Origin of the sequence: Pseudomonas sp. MPB03 (assembly GCF_046605385.1) — a bacterium.
In the GTDB taxonomy this organism is placed as follows: domain Bacteria; phylum Pseudomonadota; class Gammaproteobacteria; order Pseudomonadales; family Pseudomonadaceae; genus Aquipseudomonas; species Aquipseudomonas zanjanensis.
In genome coordinates this window covers 3619526-3638354 of sequence record NZ_CP176770.1, presented here as the reverse complement: position 1 = coordinate 3638354, position 18829 = coordinate 3619526, and the positions used below count along the sequence as shown (strand labels likewise).

At 59.1% G+C, this 18829-nt stretch carries 14 protein-coding genes; 10 read left to right on the top strand and 4 right to left on the bottom strand.

The window, feature by feature from the left end; translation table 11 throughout:
* Window positions 1-321 precede the first annotated feature (321 nt).
* Window positions 322-1770 (top strand): APC family permease, encoded by a 1449-nt coding sequence (locus ACLH0I_RS16035; RefSeq protein ID WP_411384732.1) that lies wholly within the window; start codon window positions 322-324, stop codon window positions 1768-1770.
* Between the two features lie 40 nt (window positions 1771-1810).
* Here the strand turns inward: ACLH0I_RS16035 and ACLH0I_RS16030 are convergent, their stop codons facing one another.
* Complete coding sequence (locus tag ACLH0I_RS16030) at window positions 1811-2413, bottom strand: helix-turn-helix domain-containing protein (RefSeq protein ID WP_411384731.1); 603 nt, start codon at window positions 2411-2413, stop codon at window positions 1811-1813.
* Between the two features lie 165 nt (window positions 2414-2578).
* Here ACLH0I_RS16030 and ACLH0I_RS16025 point away from each other — a divergent pair, with 165 nt between their 5' ends.
* From ACLH0I_RS16025 to ACLH0I_RS16010, 4 genes are all read left to right on the top strand, one after another.
* The gene (locus ACLH0I_RS16025; protein ID WP_411384730.1) at window positions 2579-3274 is read left to right on the top strand and encodes a B3/4 domain-containing protein; all 696 of its coding nucleotides are present in this window, start codon (window positions 2579-2581) and stop codon (window positions 3272-3274) included.
* A 98-nt stretch (window positions 3275-3372) separates the two neighbouring features.
* Window positions 3373-3927: a hypothetical protein gene (locus tag ACLH0I_RS16020; RefSeq protein ID WP_250965286.1), complete on the top strand. Its 555-nt coding sequence runs from the start codon at window positions 3373-3375 to the stop codon at window positions 3925-3927.
* Window positions 3928-4362: 435 nt separating this feature from the next.
* The gene (locus ACLH0I_RS16015; RefSeq protein WP_008053646.1) at window positions 4363-4680 is read left to right on the top strand and encodes a helix-turn-helix domain-containing protein; all 318 of its coding nucleotides are present in this window, start codon (window positions 4363-4365) and stop codon (window positions 4678-4680) included.
* The gene (locus ACLH0I_RS16010) at window positions 4673-5959 is read left to right on the top strand and encodes a type II toxin-antitoxin system HipA family toxin (protein WP_411384729.1); all 1287 of its coding nucleotides are present in this window, start codon (window positions 4673-4675) and stop codon (window positions 5957-5959) included. The genes ACLH0I_RS16015 and ACLH0I_RS16010 overlap by 8 nt, the downstream gene beginning before the upstream one ends.
* Before the next feature lie 221 nt (window positions 5960-6180).
* Here ACLH0I_RS16010 and ACLH0I_RS16005 read toward each other — a convergent pair whose 3' ends face one another.
* Window positions 6181-7095, bottom strand: coding sequence for a LysR family transcriptional regulator (locus tag ACLH0I_RS16005; protein ID WP_014338228.1), 915 nt, complete (start codon window positions 7093-7095; stop codon window positions 6181-6183).
* Between the two features lie 258 nt (window positions 7096-7353).
* On the opposite strand from ACLH0I_RS16005, the gene ACLH0I_RS16000 reads away from it, so the two are divergent.
* The 4 genes from ACLH0I_RS16000 (at window position 7354) to pgm (ending at window position 13784) form a co-directional block, all read left to right on the top strand.
* Window positions 7354-8379 carry a zinc-dependent alcohol dehydrogenase family protein gene (locus ACLH0I_RS16000; RefSeq protein WP_053119386.1) on the top strand — a complete coding sequence of 342 codons (1026 nt, stop codon included), beginning with the start codon at window positions 7354-7356 and terminating at the stop codon, window positions 8377-8379.
* 682 nt (window positions 8380-9061) lie between these two features.
* Complete coding sequence (locus tag ACLH0I_RS15995; RefSeq protein ID WP_411384728.1) at window positions 9062-10552, top strand: hypothetical protein; 1491 nt, start codon at window positions 9062-9064, stop codon at window positions 10550-10552.
* Between the two features lie 96 nt (window positions 10553-10648).
* Complete coding sequence (locus ACLH0I_RS15990) at window positions 10649-12046, top strand: PLP-dependent aminotransferase family protein (protein ID WP_411384727.1); 1398 nt, start codon at window positions 10649-10651, stop codon at window positions 12044-12046.
* A gap of 91 nt (window positions 12047-12137) precedes the next feature.
* Entirely contained in the window at window positions 12138-13784 is a 1647-nt protein-coding gene (gene pgm, locus ACLH0I_RS15985; protein ID WP_411384726.1) for a phosphoglucomutase (alpha-D-glucose-1,6-bisphosphate-dependent), read from the top strand.
* 163 nt (window positions 13785-13947) lie between these two features.
* Here pgm and ACLH0I_RS15980 read toward each other — a convergent pair whose 3' ends face one another.
* Complete coding sequence (locus ACLH0I_RS15980) at window positions 13948-14643, bottom strand: pirin family protein (protein WP_411384725.1); 696 nt, start codon at window positions 14641-14643, stop codon at window positions 13948-13950.
* A 235-nt stretch (window positions 14644-14878) separates the two neighbouring features.
* On the opposite strand from ACLH0I_RS15980, the gene ACLH0I_RS15975 reads away from it, so the two are divergent.
* The gene (locus ACLH0I_RS15975) at window positions 14879-17344 is read left to right on the top strand and encodes a UvrD-helicase domain-containing protein (RefSeq protein WP_411384724.1); all 2466 of its coding nucleotides are present in this window, start codon (window positions 14879-14881) and stop codon (window positions 17342-17344) included.
* 457 nt (window positions 17345-17801) lie between these two features.
* On the opposite strand, the gene ACLH0I_RS15970 is transcribed toward ACLH0I_RS15975, so the two are convergent.
* Complete coding sequence (locus ACLH0I_RS15970) at window positions 17802-18749, bottom strand: IS110 family transposase (protein WP_250966064.1); 948 nt, start codon at window positions 18747-18749, stop codon at window positions 17802-17804.
* Between the last annotated feature and the right edge of the window lie 80 nt (window positions 18750-18829).

The following is an 18829-nucleotide window of genomic DNA, read 5'->3' as shown; positions in this document are numbered from 1 at the left end:
CCTGTGGCGAGGGAGCTTGCTCCCGCTGGGTCGCGAAGCGTCCCTGTTTCTGGGGCTGCTACGCAGCCCAGCGGGAGCAAGCTCCCTCGCCACGGTTTGTGTGTTTGTCCGTGGTATCCACTTAACTAACTGGCATTAGCCCCACGCCAGGCTTTTTTGAGGCGAGCGCGGCGATTACCGATTTGGGCTAATGGGGCGTTCAGGGAGAGGCATAGGATCGAATCCAGCGTGCAACAAGAACAATAATGCTATCGGGTGACGGTGAGCATTTGACAGCACCGATCCTACAGCGCCTGCCTCATACAATAAGGTCAAGAAAACATGAGTGTACCTCTCCCGGTCAATAGCTCCACGGAGCTCAAGCGTGGGGCCTTGGGTGTCGGCTTCATCATCTTCTTCGTGGTGTCGGCGGCGAGCCCCTTGAGTGTCATCGCCGGCGGCTTCCCCATTGGCATCATGCTGGGCAACGGCGCCGGCACACCGGCGTTGCTGATCCTGGCCTTGCTGGTGTTGCTGGCATTTTCGGTGGGCTACACCACCATGTCCCGGCATGTGACCAACGCCGGCGGTTTCTACGCGTTCACCTCCCGCGGTTTGGGTGGCTTGGCCGGTGGCGCAGCGGGAGTGTTGGCGATGTTTGCCTACAACATTCTCCAGGTCGGCCTGTACGGCATGTTCGGGGGCGTGGTCAGCGGCACGATGGCCAGCGTCTTTGGCCTGGATTTGCCATGGTGGACCTATTCACTCCTGGCGATGGCGAGCATCGCGATCCTCGGCTATCGCAAGATCGACCTGTCGGCCCGGGTGCTGTCGGTGATCGTGATCGCCGAATACCTGGCGATCCTGCTCCTGGATTTTGCGATCCTGAGGACCGGTGGCGACAGCGGCATCAACCTCGACGCGTTCGATCGCAGTCACGTGTTCAGCGGTACGCCGTCCATCGGCTTGCTGTTCTGCTTCGCGGCGTTCATCGGCTTCGAGGCCACCACCATCTACGGTGAAGAAGCCAAGAACCCGGAGCGGACGATCCCGATTGCCACCTATTGTTCGGTATTGTTGATCGGTGGTTTCTACGCGCTGTCGGTCTGGTCGATGGTCATCGGTGTTGGGGCGGACAAGATCGTGTCCACGCTCCAGTCCTTGCAGGACCCGACGACGTTTATCTATGGCATGTCCGACCACTTTGTCGGTCCGCACCTGACCCAGGTCATCCGCGTGCTGTTCATGGTCAGCATCTACGCCGGGCTGCTGGCGTTCCACAACGCCGCGGCCCGTTACTTCTACGCCATCGGACGTGACGGTTTGCTGCCCAGCCGCTTGGGCACTACCCACCGCGTCCACCAGAGCCCGCACATGGGCTCGGCGTTGCAGAGCCTGATCTCCGCCGTGGTGGTACTGATTTTCGCCGCCATGGATGCCGACCCGATCCTGCAACTGTTCGCCTGGCTGTCCAACCTGGCGACGTTGTGCGTGATTCTGCTGATGGCGCTGACTTCCGCCGCGGTCTGGGTCTTTGCCCAGCGCCACCCCGAACTCAAGCTGGGAATATGGCGTGGGCGGATTTTTCCTGGTTTCTCTTGCGTGGCCCTGTTGGCGGTCCTGTTTATCGCGGTGGTGCATTTCGATGTGCTGACAGGTGCGAGCAAGGCTTTGTCATATGGCCTCTGCGCGATCATTCCGGCGGCGTTGCTGGTGGGTGTGTTCCTGGCGGCGCGACTGCGCAAGGTGGAGCCGCAGCGGTATTGGGTGTTGGGGAGCCATAAGCTCTAGGCGTCTGCACCGTATCGATGGCGCAAGCTCCGCTGAGCACTTACGGATGCATCTCCGTCACGGACATGGTGAATACCAACTTGGATCTGCCAGCGTTGGAGTAGGAATGGGGAACATCGGTCTTGGCCACTGCCGAGCTCCCCGCAGGGATGACCAACTCCGTTTCCCCAACCACGCATTTGAGCGTGCCTTTCTCCACATGAAAAAGTTCAAGCGTGCCTTGAGGGTGCCCAGGTGACGCGAAGGCCTCGCCTGGATGCATTTCCCAGCGCCACAGCTCGATCATATTGGGGCCGGACGTTCCTGCCAGAAGTCGCGCCGTCCCTCCCTGGTCCCCGGTCCAGAGCGTGGGAATGTCCTGGCTGTCGATGATATGGGCGGAGGGGGCTTCGGTCACATTGACGATGTCTGCAACGGACAAACCCAGCGCGGCTGCGATTTTGCACAGGATGCCAATACTGGGGTTCGCCGTACATTTTTCAATTTCGACGACCATTCCTTTGCTCACCCCTGAACGCCGGGAAAGCTCATCCAGTGTGATTTTCTGTACCTTGCGTGCCTGTTTGAGCGTGCGCGCGACGGCCAGGCTGACGGCTTGAGCATCAGCACCTGGGGTCGTCGACAGGCTGGTATTCATGGTCATTGATGAGGATCATGCTAAGAAGAAAATGTGCCGGGATTCTCAGTCTATACCGATAGGCCCGTCAATCGACCCATTCGCTATAGTGAGTGATGCTGGTCATTATATTGACTTTGTTGGTCGGCGCTGGATAGCATGAAATGACATTTGGATTCCTGGAGGTTCTTGATGCTGTCCGTACTGCCGTTAATCGATCGAGCCGTTGCAGAGCTGGTTCCAGGGTTCAGGGCTCTGAGCATTGTGATGCAAGCTGCGCCGCTGACCCATCCTGAGGTCGCTCAGGCCGCGCTGGACCGGGCTTGCAAGGCAGTGCGGGAGGGTGGGCCAGGCTGGGGCGAAGCACATTTGGCCGCATGGGCCGATACATTCCGAAAGTTTGGAGCCAAGCCGCAGCGCACGCCTTGTTCAGCCGAGGCGTTGCGTAAACGGGTGTTGCGCGACGGCAGCTTGCCCAGCCTGGATCCCATCGTCGATCTCTATAACGCCATCAGTCTTGAGTACGCCATCCCTGTTGGCGGGGAAAACATCGAAGCCTATGTGGGCTCCCCACGGTTGGTAGTCGCCGATGGCACCGAGCCCTTCGACACCCTGAAAGAAGGGGCTCCTGCTGTCGAATATCCAGACGCCGGCGAAGTGGTCTGGCGCGACGACAAAGGCGTGACCTGCCGTCGCTGGAACTGGCGGCAAGGTGTCAGGACCCGTCTCGATGCGGAGGCGAAGTGCATGTGGTTCATTCTGGAAAGTTTGCCGGCGATGCCGCTTGAAGCCTTGACGGAAGCGGGGGACAAACTGATCGAAGGTTTGCAACGAATGATGCCTGGCGTCCAGATCGAGAGTTCGTTGATAGGGACTGGGGCTAAATAGTCGACAGATAATCCTGGGCAAGTGAGCAGGCAAGTAAGCTAGGCTGTTCGCACGACAGGCCGTCGGTATTCGACGGCCTGAAAACAAAGGCGCTATCAATGTCGAAGCATTTGCTGTTGGGCTGGACCCGTTCCTTGTGCGTGCTTGCTGCCTTGAGCGGCGCGGCCACCATGGCAGTTGCTGCCTCGCCTGAACAAACCGCTACGGCGGCATCGGACACGCAATCGGTGTCCCTGGCAGGCGGCAAGCTGAAGTTCGTGCTCAACGGCGTCGAGACCCGTATCTTGAACAGCGAGAACGGCGGCACGATGTACTTCGATCCGAAAAGCGAGCGGGCCATCATCGTTACCGAAGGTCTGGCACCGACTGCGGGTACCACCCCGGACGCTGCGTTTCGCCTTGCCGTGGATACCGTGAAGGAAAAGCAGCAGGCCGCGTCATCCAACTTTCGCATGACTAGCGAGAAAATCATTCAGGTGAACGGCTTGAAGATGCACCGCCTGGACGGCACCGACGATTTCAACGGCCTGCAACTACTGATGGCTTCGTTGATGACGATGAACGATCAGAAGATCACCATCATCGAAGTGATGTCCAGCGTAAACGACCCGGCCGGCCATACCGCTGCGTTGAAGAACATTTTGGGCGAGTGAACCCCATCTCCTGATTCCTTGCGCTGCATTCTAAATCTGAGGCTACGTGCGCAGCGTTTTGCGAGGGGGCGCGAAAGCCGTGGGCTTTGATGTACTGGAACTCTATTGCAGGCTATCGGGATCGCCGAAAACATTTTGACTGGCTTTAGGACGGTGGTTTCAGGTCGCGAAATTTTTAGCGTGCCCCCATTTTTGCCCCCAACGCTAACCAGGCTCGGGCGGAAGGCAAGATTTCACCAAGCATACGGTTCTTAACTGCCCCCAATAGTTCTCTCTGCTTTTGGCTTTTATGGATGATAAATCCATTAAATTGTGGCTGGACCTAGAAATTAATCGATAAGACACAGGTTTGGGGAATTAAGTCCCTTGATAGGGGGGGGCGTTAATTCTATAATTTTGGGGGTTAACTGGCACAGAATGGTCTTGGTGCACACTATGTTGGATTTAAGCTTCAGCAAGCCGAGCGAGGTCGTCAAGCGCCTCTGCGATCGCTTGCGTACAGAGCGCTTGGCGCTGGACATGACACAGGCCGACTTGGCCGGACGTGCCGGCATCGGCACAAACACAGTGTCCAACCTTGAAGCAGGGCGCAATGTCGGATTCGAGAACGTCGTTCGTGTGGCGATGGCTCTTGGTCGAACCAAGGAACTTGAAGGCCTGTTCCTGCCAAAGCTGGACAGCATCGAGGATATTCGGCGCTACGAAAACAGCGCCAATCGTCTTCGTACAAAGAGGAAGTCCGGCAATGCTTGAGGAGGTGAACGTCTTCTACGAGGGCTGGGGTGAGCGATGGCAATGGGGCACGCTCGTCTCCACGACTGCCCTGACCGGTCGCCCGCTGATCGTATTCCAGTACAGCAATGAAGCCAGGCAAAGGGGCTTGGAACTGTCCTCCTACACGCTCCCGTTGGAGGGGGCTCAGTTGCGCCAAGATTTTCCAGACCACCAACTGTACTTGCCAGGGCCTGTTTACGACTCCTTGCCCGATGGGTGGGGCATGTTGCTGATGGACCGTATGTTCAGGCGGCGCGGGCTCACCACGGCGCGCATCGGCTCACTGGAGCGGCTGGCCTACATCGGTTGCAATGCAATGGGGGCCATGACGTTTGAGCCCGTGGCACCAGAAGGGCAGGAGTCTGAAGTCCATATCCCCCTGGAGCAGCTTGCCGCCGAAGTGCAGGAAGTGCTCCATGGAGACGGTGGCGAGTTCCTGCAGACGTTGCTGCTGGTGGGTGGCTCGCCTCAAGGTGCAAGGCCTAAGGCCCTCGTCTATCGCGATCCAGAAACTGGCCGTTTTACCACTGCCGTTACGGCGGGCTTTGAAGCTTGGATGGTCAAGTTCCCGGCGAAAGAAGAGCATGCCGAGGTGTGTGCTATCGAAATGGTCTACGCCGAGTGCCTGCGCATGTGCGGCATCAAGACCCCTGACACGCAGTACTTCAGTCTGCCTAATGGGTTGGCTGCGTTTGCCAGTAAGCGATTTGACCGTCGGGATGGTCTGCGCGTACCCATGCAAAGCCTCGCGGCCTTTACGGGGGCAAATTACCGGTCTCCGGGGGTGTTGGACTACGTCAACTTCTTGCGGGCAACACAGATGTGTACTAACGACGTGCGAGAGATGGCGGTGGCCTTCGAACGTGCCGTCTTCAATGTTGCGTTCAACAACCGAGACGATCATCCCAAAAACTTTGCTTACATCATGTCGCAAGACGGCCAGTGGAGGTTGTCGCCGGCTTACGACGTGACCTTCTGCGAGGGGCCGAGTGGATATCACCAGATGGATGTGATGGGGGAAGCGCTGTCGATTTCTCGCACGCAAATGCTTCGGCTTGCCGAGGAAGCCGAGGTCCCCCCGGACGTTGCCGGCAGAATGATTGACGGCATTTGCGATGTGGCGAGCCGGTTTGCAAGCATCGCCGAAAACCTATACCCACAGGTTATTACTCGAGACACCTTGCGCACGATCCAAGGCCGCATCGATCAGAACGTAGCTCGGTTACACCGCGGTCATGCGGGCAGCGGTCGCCGTTGAAGATCGGGAGGAGCGGGCGACTCTCATGATCGATGCTGCCGTGTGCTTTAAGCACTTAGGGCCCTGTGCCGCCGAAGACGTGGGTGTTGCCGGGCAACCTTTTTAACCATCCAAAGCATGCCCTCAGATGCCCCCAATGTAGAAATCCACTGGAAGTGAATGGATCTCCATGGTCTATGAAAAGGCATAAATGATCAGCTAAACAGCCTGCCAGACGACACCTAAAGACTCTCAGGATCGCCGAAAAACATCTGAATCCGCGACCGCAACCAGCGCTCCCCAGGATCATTGTCCTGAGAACCACGCCAGGCCATGTGCAGTTCGAAGCTGCGTACCGGTATGGGCGGGTCTTCGGCGCGTACGCCACCGGCGGCGGTCAGTGCGTCGGCGGTGTAGTCGGGCACGGTGGCGATGATGTCGGTGCCCGACAGCAGCGTGCTCAAGCCGTTGAACTGCGGCACGGCCAACACGACATGGCGCTTGCGGTCGAGTTTCGCCAATTCCTCATCAATGAAACCGCTCAAGTCCCCTGCGAAGGAAACCAGGGCGTGGGGGCGGGCGCAGAATTCATCCAGGGTCAGTCGCCCCGGCGCGGTGTCGGCCCGCAGCACTTTGGGCATGCTGCGCCGCAAGACCTTGCGCTTGGCGTTGGCCGGCAGGTCGTCGGTGTAGCTGACGCCGATGGAAATTTCACCGGATGCCAGCAAGCCTGGCATCAGGATGTAGTTGACCCGGCGCACCACCAGCACAATGCCTGGCGCTTCGGCCCGCAGGCGCTTGAGCAGCATCGGCAGCAGGGCGAATTCGGCGTCGTCCGACAGGCCGATGCGAAACACCGAGGTGCTGGTGGCCGGGTCGAACTCCGCAGCGCGGCTCACCGCCGTGGAAATCGAATCCAGGGCTGGGGAGAGCAGGGCGAAGATCTCGACCGCCCGGGCCGAAGGCTCCATGCTGCGGCCGGTGCGCACGAACAGCGGGTCATCGAACAGGCTGCGCAGGCGCGACAGCGCTGCGCTGATGGCCGGCTGGCCGAGAAACAGCTTCTCGGCCGCGCGGGTCACGCTGCGTTCATGCATCAGTGTTTCGAACACGATCAACAGGTTCAGGTCGACACGCCGCAGGTCATTACGATTCATCTGGGGTCCTGGCAGGTTCAGCAAGCTTGACGTCGGCGGCCATATGGGAACAATGGCCGGCATGAATCTTACGGGGAAAGGCTGGTACTCTGCATCGGGTAAATGCATTTTCTTAGGGATAAGTCTTACAGGACTGGTTCGGTTTTCTTGCTGCGGAATCAATGACAGGCATGTCGACTATTAATAGCCACTGATGGTCTTGGCTACAAAGCCCGGATAGAGTTCATGGCATTAGAGGTTACTTTGACGAGGTTTGCGATGTCCCGCACGATCCGTTTTCACAAGTTTGGTGGTGCCGAGGTGCTCAAATGCGAAGAGCATGCGGCGGCTCTTCCTGCGCCAGGAGAAGTGCAGGTCCGCGTCGAAGCGATCGGCATCAGTTGGTATGACACCTTGTGGCGCCAGAACCTGGCGTCGTCCCAGGCACGCCTGCCTTCAGGCCTGGGCCATGAGATGGCCGGCGTGGTCACGGCCGTCGGCGACGGCATCGATGACTTGGCCGTGGGCGATAAGGTCGCCAGTTTCCCGGCCGAGAGCCCGAATGATTATCCGGTGTACGGCGAAGTGATCGTGCTGCCGCGCACCGCTCTGACCCGTTATCCCGACGTGCTCAGCCCGATCGAAGCCGCCGTGCATTACACGCCGCTGCTGATCGCCTATTTCGCCTACATGGACCTGGCGCGGGTCAAGCCGGGGCAATTCGCCCTGGTCACCGATGCCAGCCATTGTGCCGGCCCGTCCTTTGTCCAACTGGGCAAGGCCCTGGGGGTGCGGGTGATTGCGGCGACCAAGACGGCGGACGAACGTGAATACCTGCTGTCGCTGGGTGCCGAGAAAGTCATCGTCACCGAAGAGCAGGACTTGCTGATGCAAATCAACAAGCTCACCGACAATCGTGGCGTCGATGTAGTGTTCGATGGCCTTGGCGGGCCGCAGATGTCGCTGTTGGGCGATGTGCTGGCACCCCGTGGCAGCCTGGTGTTGTACGGCTTGCAGGGTGGCAACCAGACACCGTTCCCGGCCTGCGCGGCGTTCCAGAAGAACATTCAGTTCTTCGTGCACTGCATCGGTAATTTCACCGGCAAACCGGAACTGGGCATCCTCCAGGACCAGGTGGCGTTGCAACGCGCATTGCGTGATATCAATCAACTGACCGCCGATCGCGTGCTGTTGCCCCTCAAGACGCGGGTCTTCCCGTTCTCCGAGTTTGTCGAAGCTCACCGGTACATGGGCGAATGCCCTTGCCGCGAGCGCGTTGCCCTTCAGGTCGTCGACCCCGCCTGATACCTGTCTTGCGCAAGAGTCATCGCCCGGGCTCTTGCGCTGCCTTCGGCTTGATCCCCGTCCTTCCTTTCTCCCCCCTGCATCCGCTGGCTGGCGGCGGTGTGTACGTGTCTTGCAGCACCCATCAGTGGCCTGTCCCGGTTCGTCCAGGATCGAAACGGCCGGCAGGTCAACATCTGAACTGGTTTTTGCCCCCAATCTGTATCTTCTAATCGTTATTTAAGTCCTGATAATTGAACGCTTGATTTCCATATCAAGGAAGAAGTCGTGGTGCGGTATAACTTTTTCGAAGGCCTTCATCCTTCAAGGCACATTCAAGGTGCAACGAGCGTTTATTGGAGCGGGGCTATCTATCAAACCTTTGGAAAACGAGGCGGGGTAGAGGGTCTATTCAAGTTCGGCAAGTTCCTTATTTCGCGTACTCATTATCTGTGGGACGTTGTCGGAAATCTCCTAGGACGTGCCCCTGGCTTGGCGAGGCCCCGTATTTACGCGGTCCGCGGCGGGGGAACCAAGGAGTGTCGGGTGGCTCTCTGCGTATGTATCAAATAATTACGGCAAGCACTGCTTGAGCGTATTGCTAATACTCTTTGAGTACTAGAACGATCCATTCAGATCAACACGTCGCGCGGTCACGTTGGTGCGGGTGCGGCGCCGATAGTTGAATTTCAGGTAAATAGCTATGAGTGCAATTCATGAGCAGGCAATGACTCACGTGTATCAACAGATACTGCAACGCTTGTTGGGTTTTTATTCGCGGGCCGAACGGACTGCGTTGCAGCTTTTGATCCAACGATTGATTGTCGCCGCCGGAGGCATTGACCGGATTGGTGATTATCGGGTGTTGACGGTCCAGAACGGAAGCCGGGAGGGCTTTTACGTGCTGACCGCTTTGCGGGCCGCACAGCTCAGCATCGCGGGCCGGCATCCGGTGACCTTCGCTTTGCGCGTCGCCACGCCGCGCTTGAGCGAGACCACCCAGGCGACACTGGAGAACATCCATCGCTGCTACAGCGCGCTGTTTGTCTATGACGATCCCCGGGTCGAATTGCTGATGGCGGATAACCGCGAGGTGTTGCCGTTCAACCACCGGCAGTCCTTGTCGGTGGCGGGGCACGAGGCCAATCGCATGGATCTGCTGGCGTTGGGGCACCTTCGCTCGGTCGACAGCCCCCTTGAAATCGGGGGGGAAGGCTACCTGGCGATGACCGAGTTCTATCGGCACATGGCCCGCTGGGAGCCTGGCGTGGATTCGATGGTCAGCAGCGATACACCGCGCCAGCAAAAACTGTTCATCTCAGGCCTGCGCCGCGCGGCCCGCAAGATCGGCCTGCCGATCGACAACATTGGCTGTTTCGACAGTCTCTTTGCGCACCTCGATACCTTGAACAACGATCTCTACGAACATTTCTACGGTCCCGAGCGCCTCGGCGCATGGAAACCCGAGGGGCATTACGAGGCCTGTCGACGGATGAGCCACATTGGCATCGACGACCTGATCGTCGATCGCCAGGAAGGTACCAATTGGCCGCTGTTCAACGAATTCCTGCGAGTACGGACCGACCACCTCATGCCCTCGGCGATCGAAAACGAATACCTCAGCCCGCTGCTGTCGGCTCATCTGCATGGGCTGCAGGCCTGCTACGTGCAGGGGCGCAGCTACGAAACGGGGTACAGCGACTACGTGCAGCGGGCGATCATGATCATGCATCGCAAGCAGTTGCCGGAACATGCCTGCGAGCAGGCTCGGGCGCTGTTTGGCTCACCTTCGTCGGTTCCCGAACGCCGCGCCTACGCCGCCCTCGAAGCGCAGAAAATCCTCGGGCTCAGTGAAACGCAACTGGTGTGCATGCTGTTCGCCCCGTTCGTGGGGCAGGGCGCGGGCCTGGAACATTTCCTGCGTTGTTGCCACCCTGGCATGCTGGTGGCACTGCCGGACCTGCACAAGGCCATGCAGGGCGCGCCCGTTGCCGATCAGATCGCCCAATGGATGGTCGACGTCAGTGGCCTGCCCGTCGGTGTCCTTGGCAAACTGTACCAAGCGAGCGTGGCATCGTCGGACCAACCGGAAACGGTTCCGGGCGGCGATCTGCAACAGGCCCTCGACGACATCGACACGGCAGAAGCCGGGCAAGCCGTCGATGAGCCGCACGAGCACTCGGCAAGGCACTGAGGAACGCGGTTTGATTGACTCGTCTACCTCCCGCCCGATCATGATGCCCGGCGTTGCGACCTGGCCGGCTGCAATCCGCTCTCCTGGCCTGATCCGATGAAAGGTTGCCGGGAGACAGACTTCGCCTACCAGGCGGTTTATCGCTACCTGACCACGCTGATCAACGAAATGGAGGTCGATGCGCGGGTGCGCCTGCCCTCGTTGCGGCAATTGGCCGAGCGTCTGAATGTGTCGATATCCACTATTCAGTACGCGTATTCATTGCTGGAGAAGGAAGGGCGGGTCTATTCGATCGCCAAATCCGGTTATTACGCACTGCCGGCGCCCAGCACGACTACCCTGGACGGCGGCGGCGATCTACTCGAAACCTTGTATGTCAACGCCCGACGGCCAGGCATGCTGGTGCTCAGCGCGGATGAGCCGGCGTCGATGCAGCCATTGGACAGTCCGATGTTGTTGCTCGAGCGCGAGCTGCTGCGCCAGTATCCACGCTCCTCGCAGATGCCTTCGCAACCCTGGGGCGAGCTGGAACTGCGCACCGCGCTGGCGGCCCGCTACACGTCTTCGCCGGCCCGTTGTTGGAATGCCGATGACGTCTACATCGGTGCCGACCTGCGGGGTGTCCTGGAGATCCTGATTGGCGTACTGGCACTTCGGGGCGCCACCGTGCTGATCGAATCGCCTTGTGACTGGGTCGTGTTGCGCCTGCTCCAGGCCGCTGACATCAACCTCATCGAGTTGCCACTGCTGGCCGGCGGGGAAATCGATATCGAGCAGTTGGAACAACTGTTGGAAAGCGAAACGGTACGCCTGGTGATGTTGTCGTCGGTCCTGAACATGCCAACGGGGTCGTTCGTTCCCGAGGAAAACCGTCGTGCCATCGCGCAGTTGCTGGAACGGCACGGCACGTGGGTGCTGGAGAACGACAGTCATACAGACTTGGCGTTCGAGGCCGGGGCGACGCCTTTTCGGGACTTGCTCGACCCGGATCGGCTGATCGTCTATTCCACGTTCGAGAAGACCATCGGCCCAGAGGCGCCGTACGGCTACGTGTTGTCGCGCCAGTTGACCCTGCAACTACAGCGACATTTCCTGCTACGTGCGTTTCGCCTGTCGCCGATTCGCCAGAAAGCCATCGCCCGGCTGTACAGCAACGGTCGGATTGACCAGCATTTGCTGGTGTTGCGGCGCCTGCTGCGCGAAAGCGCGGTTTCGACCACACAACTGCTGCGCGAGCGGCTGGGGGATAGCGTGCAATGGGTGGAACCCCAAGGTGGCGCGACGATCTGGATGCGCTCGACGCGAAGGGTCGACTTGCGGCGGGTGTTTCGTCGGCTCCTGGCCCAGCGAATCGTCATCGCGCCCGGAGAACTGTTCAGCCTTCATGGCCTGTATGGGCAACATATGCGCCTGACCCATACGCTCAATGGGCCACAGGACCTGGACGCGGCACTCTGCGCGTTGACCGACGCCCTGAGGCTCGAGCAATCGTAATCGGCGGCGATGGATCGAACCCGTCGCGCCATGGTCGAACTGTCAGTAAACTGCACCCTATTTCCCGAGCCATTCCACTCAGAGGTTTTGCATGACAGTCAGTCCATTTGCGGGCAAGCCGGCACCGGCAGAGTTGTTGATCGATATCCCGCGACTGGTGACGGCCTACTACACCGGCCGACCCGATGCCTCGGTTGCAACCCAGCGCGTGGCGTTCGGCACCTCCGGCCACCGCGGCAGCTCCTTTGACCTGGGCTTCAACGAGTGGCACGTATTGGCAATCAGCCAGGCGATCTGCCTGTACCGCGAAGCCCAGGGTATCAACGGACCGTTGTTCGTCGGTATCGACACTCACGCGCTGTCGACCCCGGCGGGCGCCAGCGCATTGGAAGTGTTCGCGGCCAACGGTGTGACCGTCATGATCGCCGAGGGGGATGAATACACCCCGACGCCAGCGGTTTCCCACGCCATTCTCTGCTACAACCGTGGCCGCTCGGCGGGCCTGGCGGACGGTATCGTCATCACGCCGTCCCACAACCCGCCGCAAAGCGGTGGCTACAAGTACAACCCTACTAACGGTGGCCCGGCCGATACCCACATCACCAAGTGGATCGAAGCCAAGGCCAACGAACTGCTGGCCAACCAACTCGCCGGCGTCAAGCGCGTCAGTTACGAGCAGGCCCTGAAGGCCGATACCACCCACCGCCATGACTACGTCAACACTTACGTGGCGGACCTGATCAATGTCATCGATTTCAATGCCATCCGCACCGCCGGGCTGCACCTGGGTGTCGACCCGTTGGGTGGCGCGGGCGTGCGCTACTGGCCAGCCATTGCCGAGCATTACCGCCTGGACCTTGAGGTGGTGAATACCCACGTGGATTCCACCTTTCGTTTCATGACCGTCGACTGGGACGGGCAGATCCGCATGGACCCATCCTCCAGCCATGCCATGCAAGGGTTGATTGGCCTGAAGGAGCGTTTCGACGTGGCCTTCGCCTGCGACCCGGACCATGACCGCCATGGCATCGTGACGCCGTCCGGCGGCCTGTTGGCGCCGAACAATTACCTGGCAGTGTCGATCGACTATTTGTTCCAGAACCGCCCGCAATGGCGCGCCGATGCTGGCGTGGGCAAGACGGTGGTCAGCAGCGGCCTGATCGATCGCGTCGCCAAGCGCCTGGGGCGCCGTCTCTATGAAGTGCCGGTGGGCTTCAAATGGTTTGCCGATGGCCTGTTCGATGGCTCCCTGGGCTTTGGCGGTGAAGAAAGTGCCGGTGCTTCGTTCCTGCGCAAGGATGGCGGCGTCTGGAGTACCGACAAGGATGGCCTGATTCCGGCGTTGCTGGCGGCGGAGATGACGGCCCGCACCGGTCGCGATCCGAGCCAGGCCTACCGCGCCTTGACCGACGCGCTGGGCGAACCGTTCTCGGTACGCGTCGATGCCAAGGCCAACCCGCAGCAGAAGGCGCTGTTGAGCAAGCTGTCGCCGGATCAGGTGACGTCTACCGAACTGGCCGGGGAGAAGATCCAGAGCATCCTCAGCCATGCGCCGGGCAATGACCAGGCCATCGGCGGCCTGAAGGTCATGACCGAAAACGGCTGGTTCGCGGCGCGTCCGTCCGGTACTGAAGATATCTACAAGATCTACGCTGAAAGCTTCATTGGCGATGCGCACCTCAAGCAATTGGTGGCTGAGGCGCAAACGTTGGTGGATGGGGCTATCACTAGCAAGTAATGCCTGTGCAAGTGATGCCTGTGATGTGAACGTGTGGCGAGGGAGCTTGCTCCCGCTCGGTTGCGCAGCGACCGCCAAAAAAGCGGGACCGCTGCGCAGCCCAGCGGGAGCAAGCTCCCTCGCCACAAGAGCAAGAGGCGCAGTGCTGCTAGTGGCGCAGGGGTCAAGCCAGGTCTACGAGCACGATTTCGCTGTCTTCGATCGCGGTCACTCGCAATACCTGTTCAGCTTCGATCGCAACACCGTCTCGAGCTTGTGCGCGTAACCCATTGATTTCTATTAGTCCTGTGGCTGGCACAAGATAAGCTCGTCGCCCGGCGTCCAGCCGATACTCCGCATTTTCACCCGCCTTGAGGTTGGCCGCTACCAACCGCGCGTTGGCGCGAATACGCAGGCTCTGGTCATCGCCGGCCTTGCCACTGGCCAGGGTCACGAAGCCTTCGCGCGAGTCCTTGGGGAACGGTTTGGCGCCCCATGACGGTGCCAGGCCTTCTTCGTTGGGAATGATCCATATCTGGAAAATGCGCGTGGCCGTCGATTCCAGGTTGTACTCGCTGTGTGCAATCCCGGTGCCCGCGCTCATGACCTGTACGTCGCCAGCCTCCGTACGGCCCTTGTTGCCCAGGTTGTCCTGATGGCTGATGGCGCCTTCGCGAACATAGGTGATGATTTCCATGTCCCGGTGCGGATGTTGAGGAAAACCACTGCCGGGGGCAATGACGTCATCGTTCCAGACGCGCAGATTACCCCAATGCATGCGTTGCGGGTCGTGGTACTCGGCGAACGAAAAATGGTGGTGGGCATCCAACCAGCCGTGGTTGGCGGCACCCAAGGTGGCGAAGGGCCTGAGTTCGAGCATGTTCGTGTCCTTTTCGCTGAAGAGCGAAAGCGAGGGTTGATGGCGCTATTTTCGCGAAGGAAATCATCGATAAAAAGCGTAAAAAACGTTTCAATCCTATCGTTTATTTAGATATTAAATCGCGAGCCAACTTTCACTTCATCGCCTAAACCCATGACTTAAAAGCTTTTGGGTGGAACCTGGCGGCAAATACAGACACCATAGCCGTCATGGTTCTTGAACACCGGAGTCCCACGTGTCGCAACACACTCCCGATCTTCCCCCCGAGCTGTTACCCCTGGCCCAGATGCCGTTGCTCAAGCGCCTGGCCGCTCGATTCTTCGGCCATGGCCTGACGCGCCTGCGTGCCCAGCACCGGGCGTCCTGGTTGCACGGCCAGGCCGATGGCTTTCGCAGCGGCCATACCGCCGGTTTCGACTATGGCTATAAGGAAGGCAGGGCCGAAGGGCTTGAAGAGGGCCGTCAGGTGCTGTTGATCCGCGATTCGCGTAGCACGGAGCACCCGGCCCCCCAGGTGGATGATTTGTTGTTCGACGACTGGCGTCTGCCACTGACCGCCGAGTTGAAGAAACGCATCAAAGCGGACGTTGCTCGATTGCTGCCGGCGCATGCACAACCCAGTGCAGCGCAATGGAAGATGATTTTCAGCGACACACCGTCCACGTCGGTGGTCGCCGGGGCCGGCGCGGGCAAGTCCACGACCCTGGTGCTGCGCATCGTGCTGCTGTCCCACTACTTGGGCTTCGAACTGGATTCGATGACCGTGGTGACGTTTACCCGGGAGTCGCGCAAGAATTTCATTCGAAAGCTGATCGAGGTGTTCGGCCTGTGGGGGCGAACTGTCAGCCTCAAGGAAGCTCGCGATCTGGTTCGAACCTTCCATTCGCGTATCTTGCCCATGGTGCGCAGCTTGCCTGGGTTCGAGCGCCTCCAGGCCTTCGAGACCCTGAGTCATCGCGCCGAAGCGGACGACGCCCAAGACAATCCTTTTGACCTGCGCATCAATGATGTCCAGCGCCAGCAACTCAACGCCTGTTATTACAGCCTTTACCAGCGGGACGCGCGTTTCCGTGAGCTGATCCAGCCGTTGTCCCGCCATGCCCTGCAGCTCAAGGAACTGGAGCGCGATCACCCGGATGTGCAAAAACGGGTGGCCGTCACCGAGCTGGCGGCCCAGCGCGACGAAGAATTGTGCGACGCCGTCGAAGATCTATGGTTTCGCGCCGGTGCCTGGCCAATCAAGGGAATCGAGCCAAAGCGACAGACTTTTGAAATCAACGGTTCTCGATTCCATTGTCACGGCTACGCACCGTCACTCGATGCCTGGGTGATGCTGGGCTTCGATCCGCGGGAAGACGCCCGGCTCAGTCGTCCGGGGGCCAAGTTGAGTATCCGCGCGGAGTGGGCGGTAAAGCGTACCTTGTTTCAAGCTTTCTGCCGTAAGCCACTGATTTGGCTGGAAAGTTATGAGGCAACAAAGCGCGTGGTGGCCACAATGGCCGGCGATGCCAGCGCCGGGCCCGGGTTCGACTATAAGGTCAAGGGCGAGCTGGGTTCGGCGCCATTGCTGGACTGTTTTGTCGCGGCGGCAGGCTTTATCGAGAACCTGGGGCTTGACGTCCCGGATGCCGTGGGCCGGATGTCCTTCGCCCAAGATGACCCTGATCGGTATTTTTTCGAGGCGTTGAGTCGCTATTGGCGAGCCTTCGAAGACCATTTACTCGATCAATCGCCACCGATCATGACCTACAACCGCATGTTCGCGTTGTTCAGCGAACATTCGCCGGAAAACTTCAAGTTGCTGGGGGATGCCTTGCTCAGGCCGCTTTCGCATCTGATGATCGACGAATTCCAGGACGTGTCGCCGCAGATCGTCTCCTGGCTTCGCGCCAGTCTCCGTGAGGTCCGTAGCCGTGGCCCAGCGCTGCATGTGGGGCGCGGCGCCCAGCGCTCCTCCTTGCTGTGTGTCGGGGACGATTGGCAATCGATCTATGGCTGGCGCGGCAGTTCGCCGAGCTATTTCATGGCGTTCAACAAGCAATTCCCGTCACCGGCGACAACTCGGGTCATGCTCACCGACAACTATCGCAGCCACCAGCACATCATCGACGCGGCCGAGCACATCGTGCGCGCCGCTGCGGCGATCCCTGGTAAAAAGGCCAAGGCCAGCGGCATGCCTCGTTCGCTGAGTCCGGTCAATGTACTGGATCGAGACGATGAAGGACTGGCCCTGCGATTGGAGGAGCATTATCGCAAGGGTGACTCCATCTTGATGCTGTATCGAAAAAGTAGCGATAAGCTATTGATAGAAAAGAATATTCAGTCAGTAGTTAATGTTGATTCTAGCTTGCCTTACGAGGCTCGGCGGCTCAGGCAAATGACTTACCACAGTGCCAAGGGGCTCCAGGCTGATGCAGTGTTCTTGTTGGGTGACTGTCAGCACTTGAGCAGTTCGCCCTACAAAAATCAGGTTTATCGAATGGCTGGGCTGGGGCAGGACGGGGATGCCGAGCCTTACGACACGGCGCAAAAAGATGAAATCTTGCGTTTGGCGTATGTGGGGATTACTCGTGCGGTGCAGCATTGCTACTGGTATGTCGATGGGCAGGATGGGCAAGCGGCCAATGGGCCTAAGGCTTCGGATCGTGTTGCTGCGGATAAGCCTTTTTTTGTTGACCATCGGCGTGTTCGTAAAGGATAGAGTTTGGTGTGTATATCCGTTGCTGCGGTAACGGCTGCTGGCGGTTCCGCTCTTACAGCGGGTCACTTTTGAATAGCCCGGAAGCCGGCCCAGTCAAAAGTAACCAAAACGCTCTTGCCCCACCACTCGGCACCTCGCTAAGGCTCGGTGTGCCCTCACTCCGGCATTGCTCCGTGGGTCGCCGCGAAGGGCCATCCATGGCCCAGCGCGGCTATCCCGGCATCCATGCCGAGGTGCCCACTGCGCAATGCCTGCGTTCGGCCAGCGTGGTTTAACGGGGCGTTCAGATCAAGATCAAGATCAAAAGCAAAGCAAAAGCGGTCGGGGCTGGCATTTATGTGTGCCGCACCACTGCTATCGCGAGCAAGCTCGCTCCCACAAAGGGCCGGGCGGTGAACACAAAACTCATGAATAGCCAATACCACCTGTGGGAGATTCTATGGTTGAGGGGAAGCCCTCAAGCCGCTTTTGGTTGGTATTCGCTTTGCCCTTTCAGCAGAGCGAATACGATCCGAGCAAGCTTGCGTGCCAGTATCACTAGCGCCTGGGTGGTAGCGAAGCCTTGAGCTCTTAGTTTTTCATAAAAGCCTTTCCAGGCAGGCGTACGGCTAGCCGACATGGCTGCGTTGTGCAAAAGCCGACGAACTTCCGGATCGCCTCGTTTGCTCAAGCTTCGGCGGTCGTCTTTTTGTCCTGATTGGGACACTCGCAAATCCATCCCCAAGAAGGCAATGAAGGCGTCTGCGTTTTTGAAGTCGCCCCGCTGAAACGCCGTAAGTAAGCGGGCTCCGGTCAGAAATCCGATGCCCTCGACCTTCAGGCAATGGTTCAGTTGACCTAGCAAACCAGCATTTTTCAGATGATCCTTGATCGTCTTCTCGATCAATGTCTCAAGCCTCTGCATGGCGGCGATTTGCTCGGCGAAAGCGGTCTTGAGCAGCGGCTCATTGGCCCAGCTTTGTACCAGGGCGACTCGAGCCTGAACCAACGCAGCGCGACGGCGGAAAAGGCTTAGAAGCTGGCGATACAACGGAGATGGCGGCGCCCATGGATGAAGCTCATGCCCTTCGTTCTTCAGGTAACGAGCCAGCAGCTTGGCGTCCAGCGCGTCGGTTTTGGCGCGTACTTTTACGCCTTTGCGGTAATGGTGAAGTTCATAACCGCCCACCATATAGATCGTGCAACCGGCCTCATAGGCCAGATCAGCAAAATCCAAGTGATAGATATTGGTCGACTCAATGGCGACATCGACGGGCCCCGGCAGTACTTTCAACCACCTTTTGATGGCCGCCTTGTCGTTGGGAATCGCTTCCAACACATCAAGCTCTGCGTGATAGATCACCAGCTCGTTCTTGGCGACATCCACGCCCACGATCGGCTTTGTGACAGAAACCGGCATTGCCATTGAAAATCCTCCGGGCTAAGGTTTGAACACTTGAAGGGGTCACCCAGAGGCGCAGGCTTGTCTCTATCGTCGATCCAGGC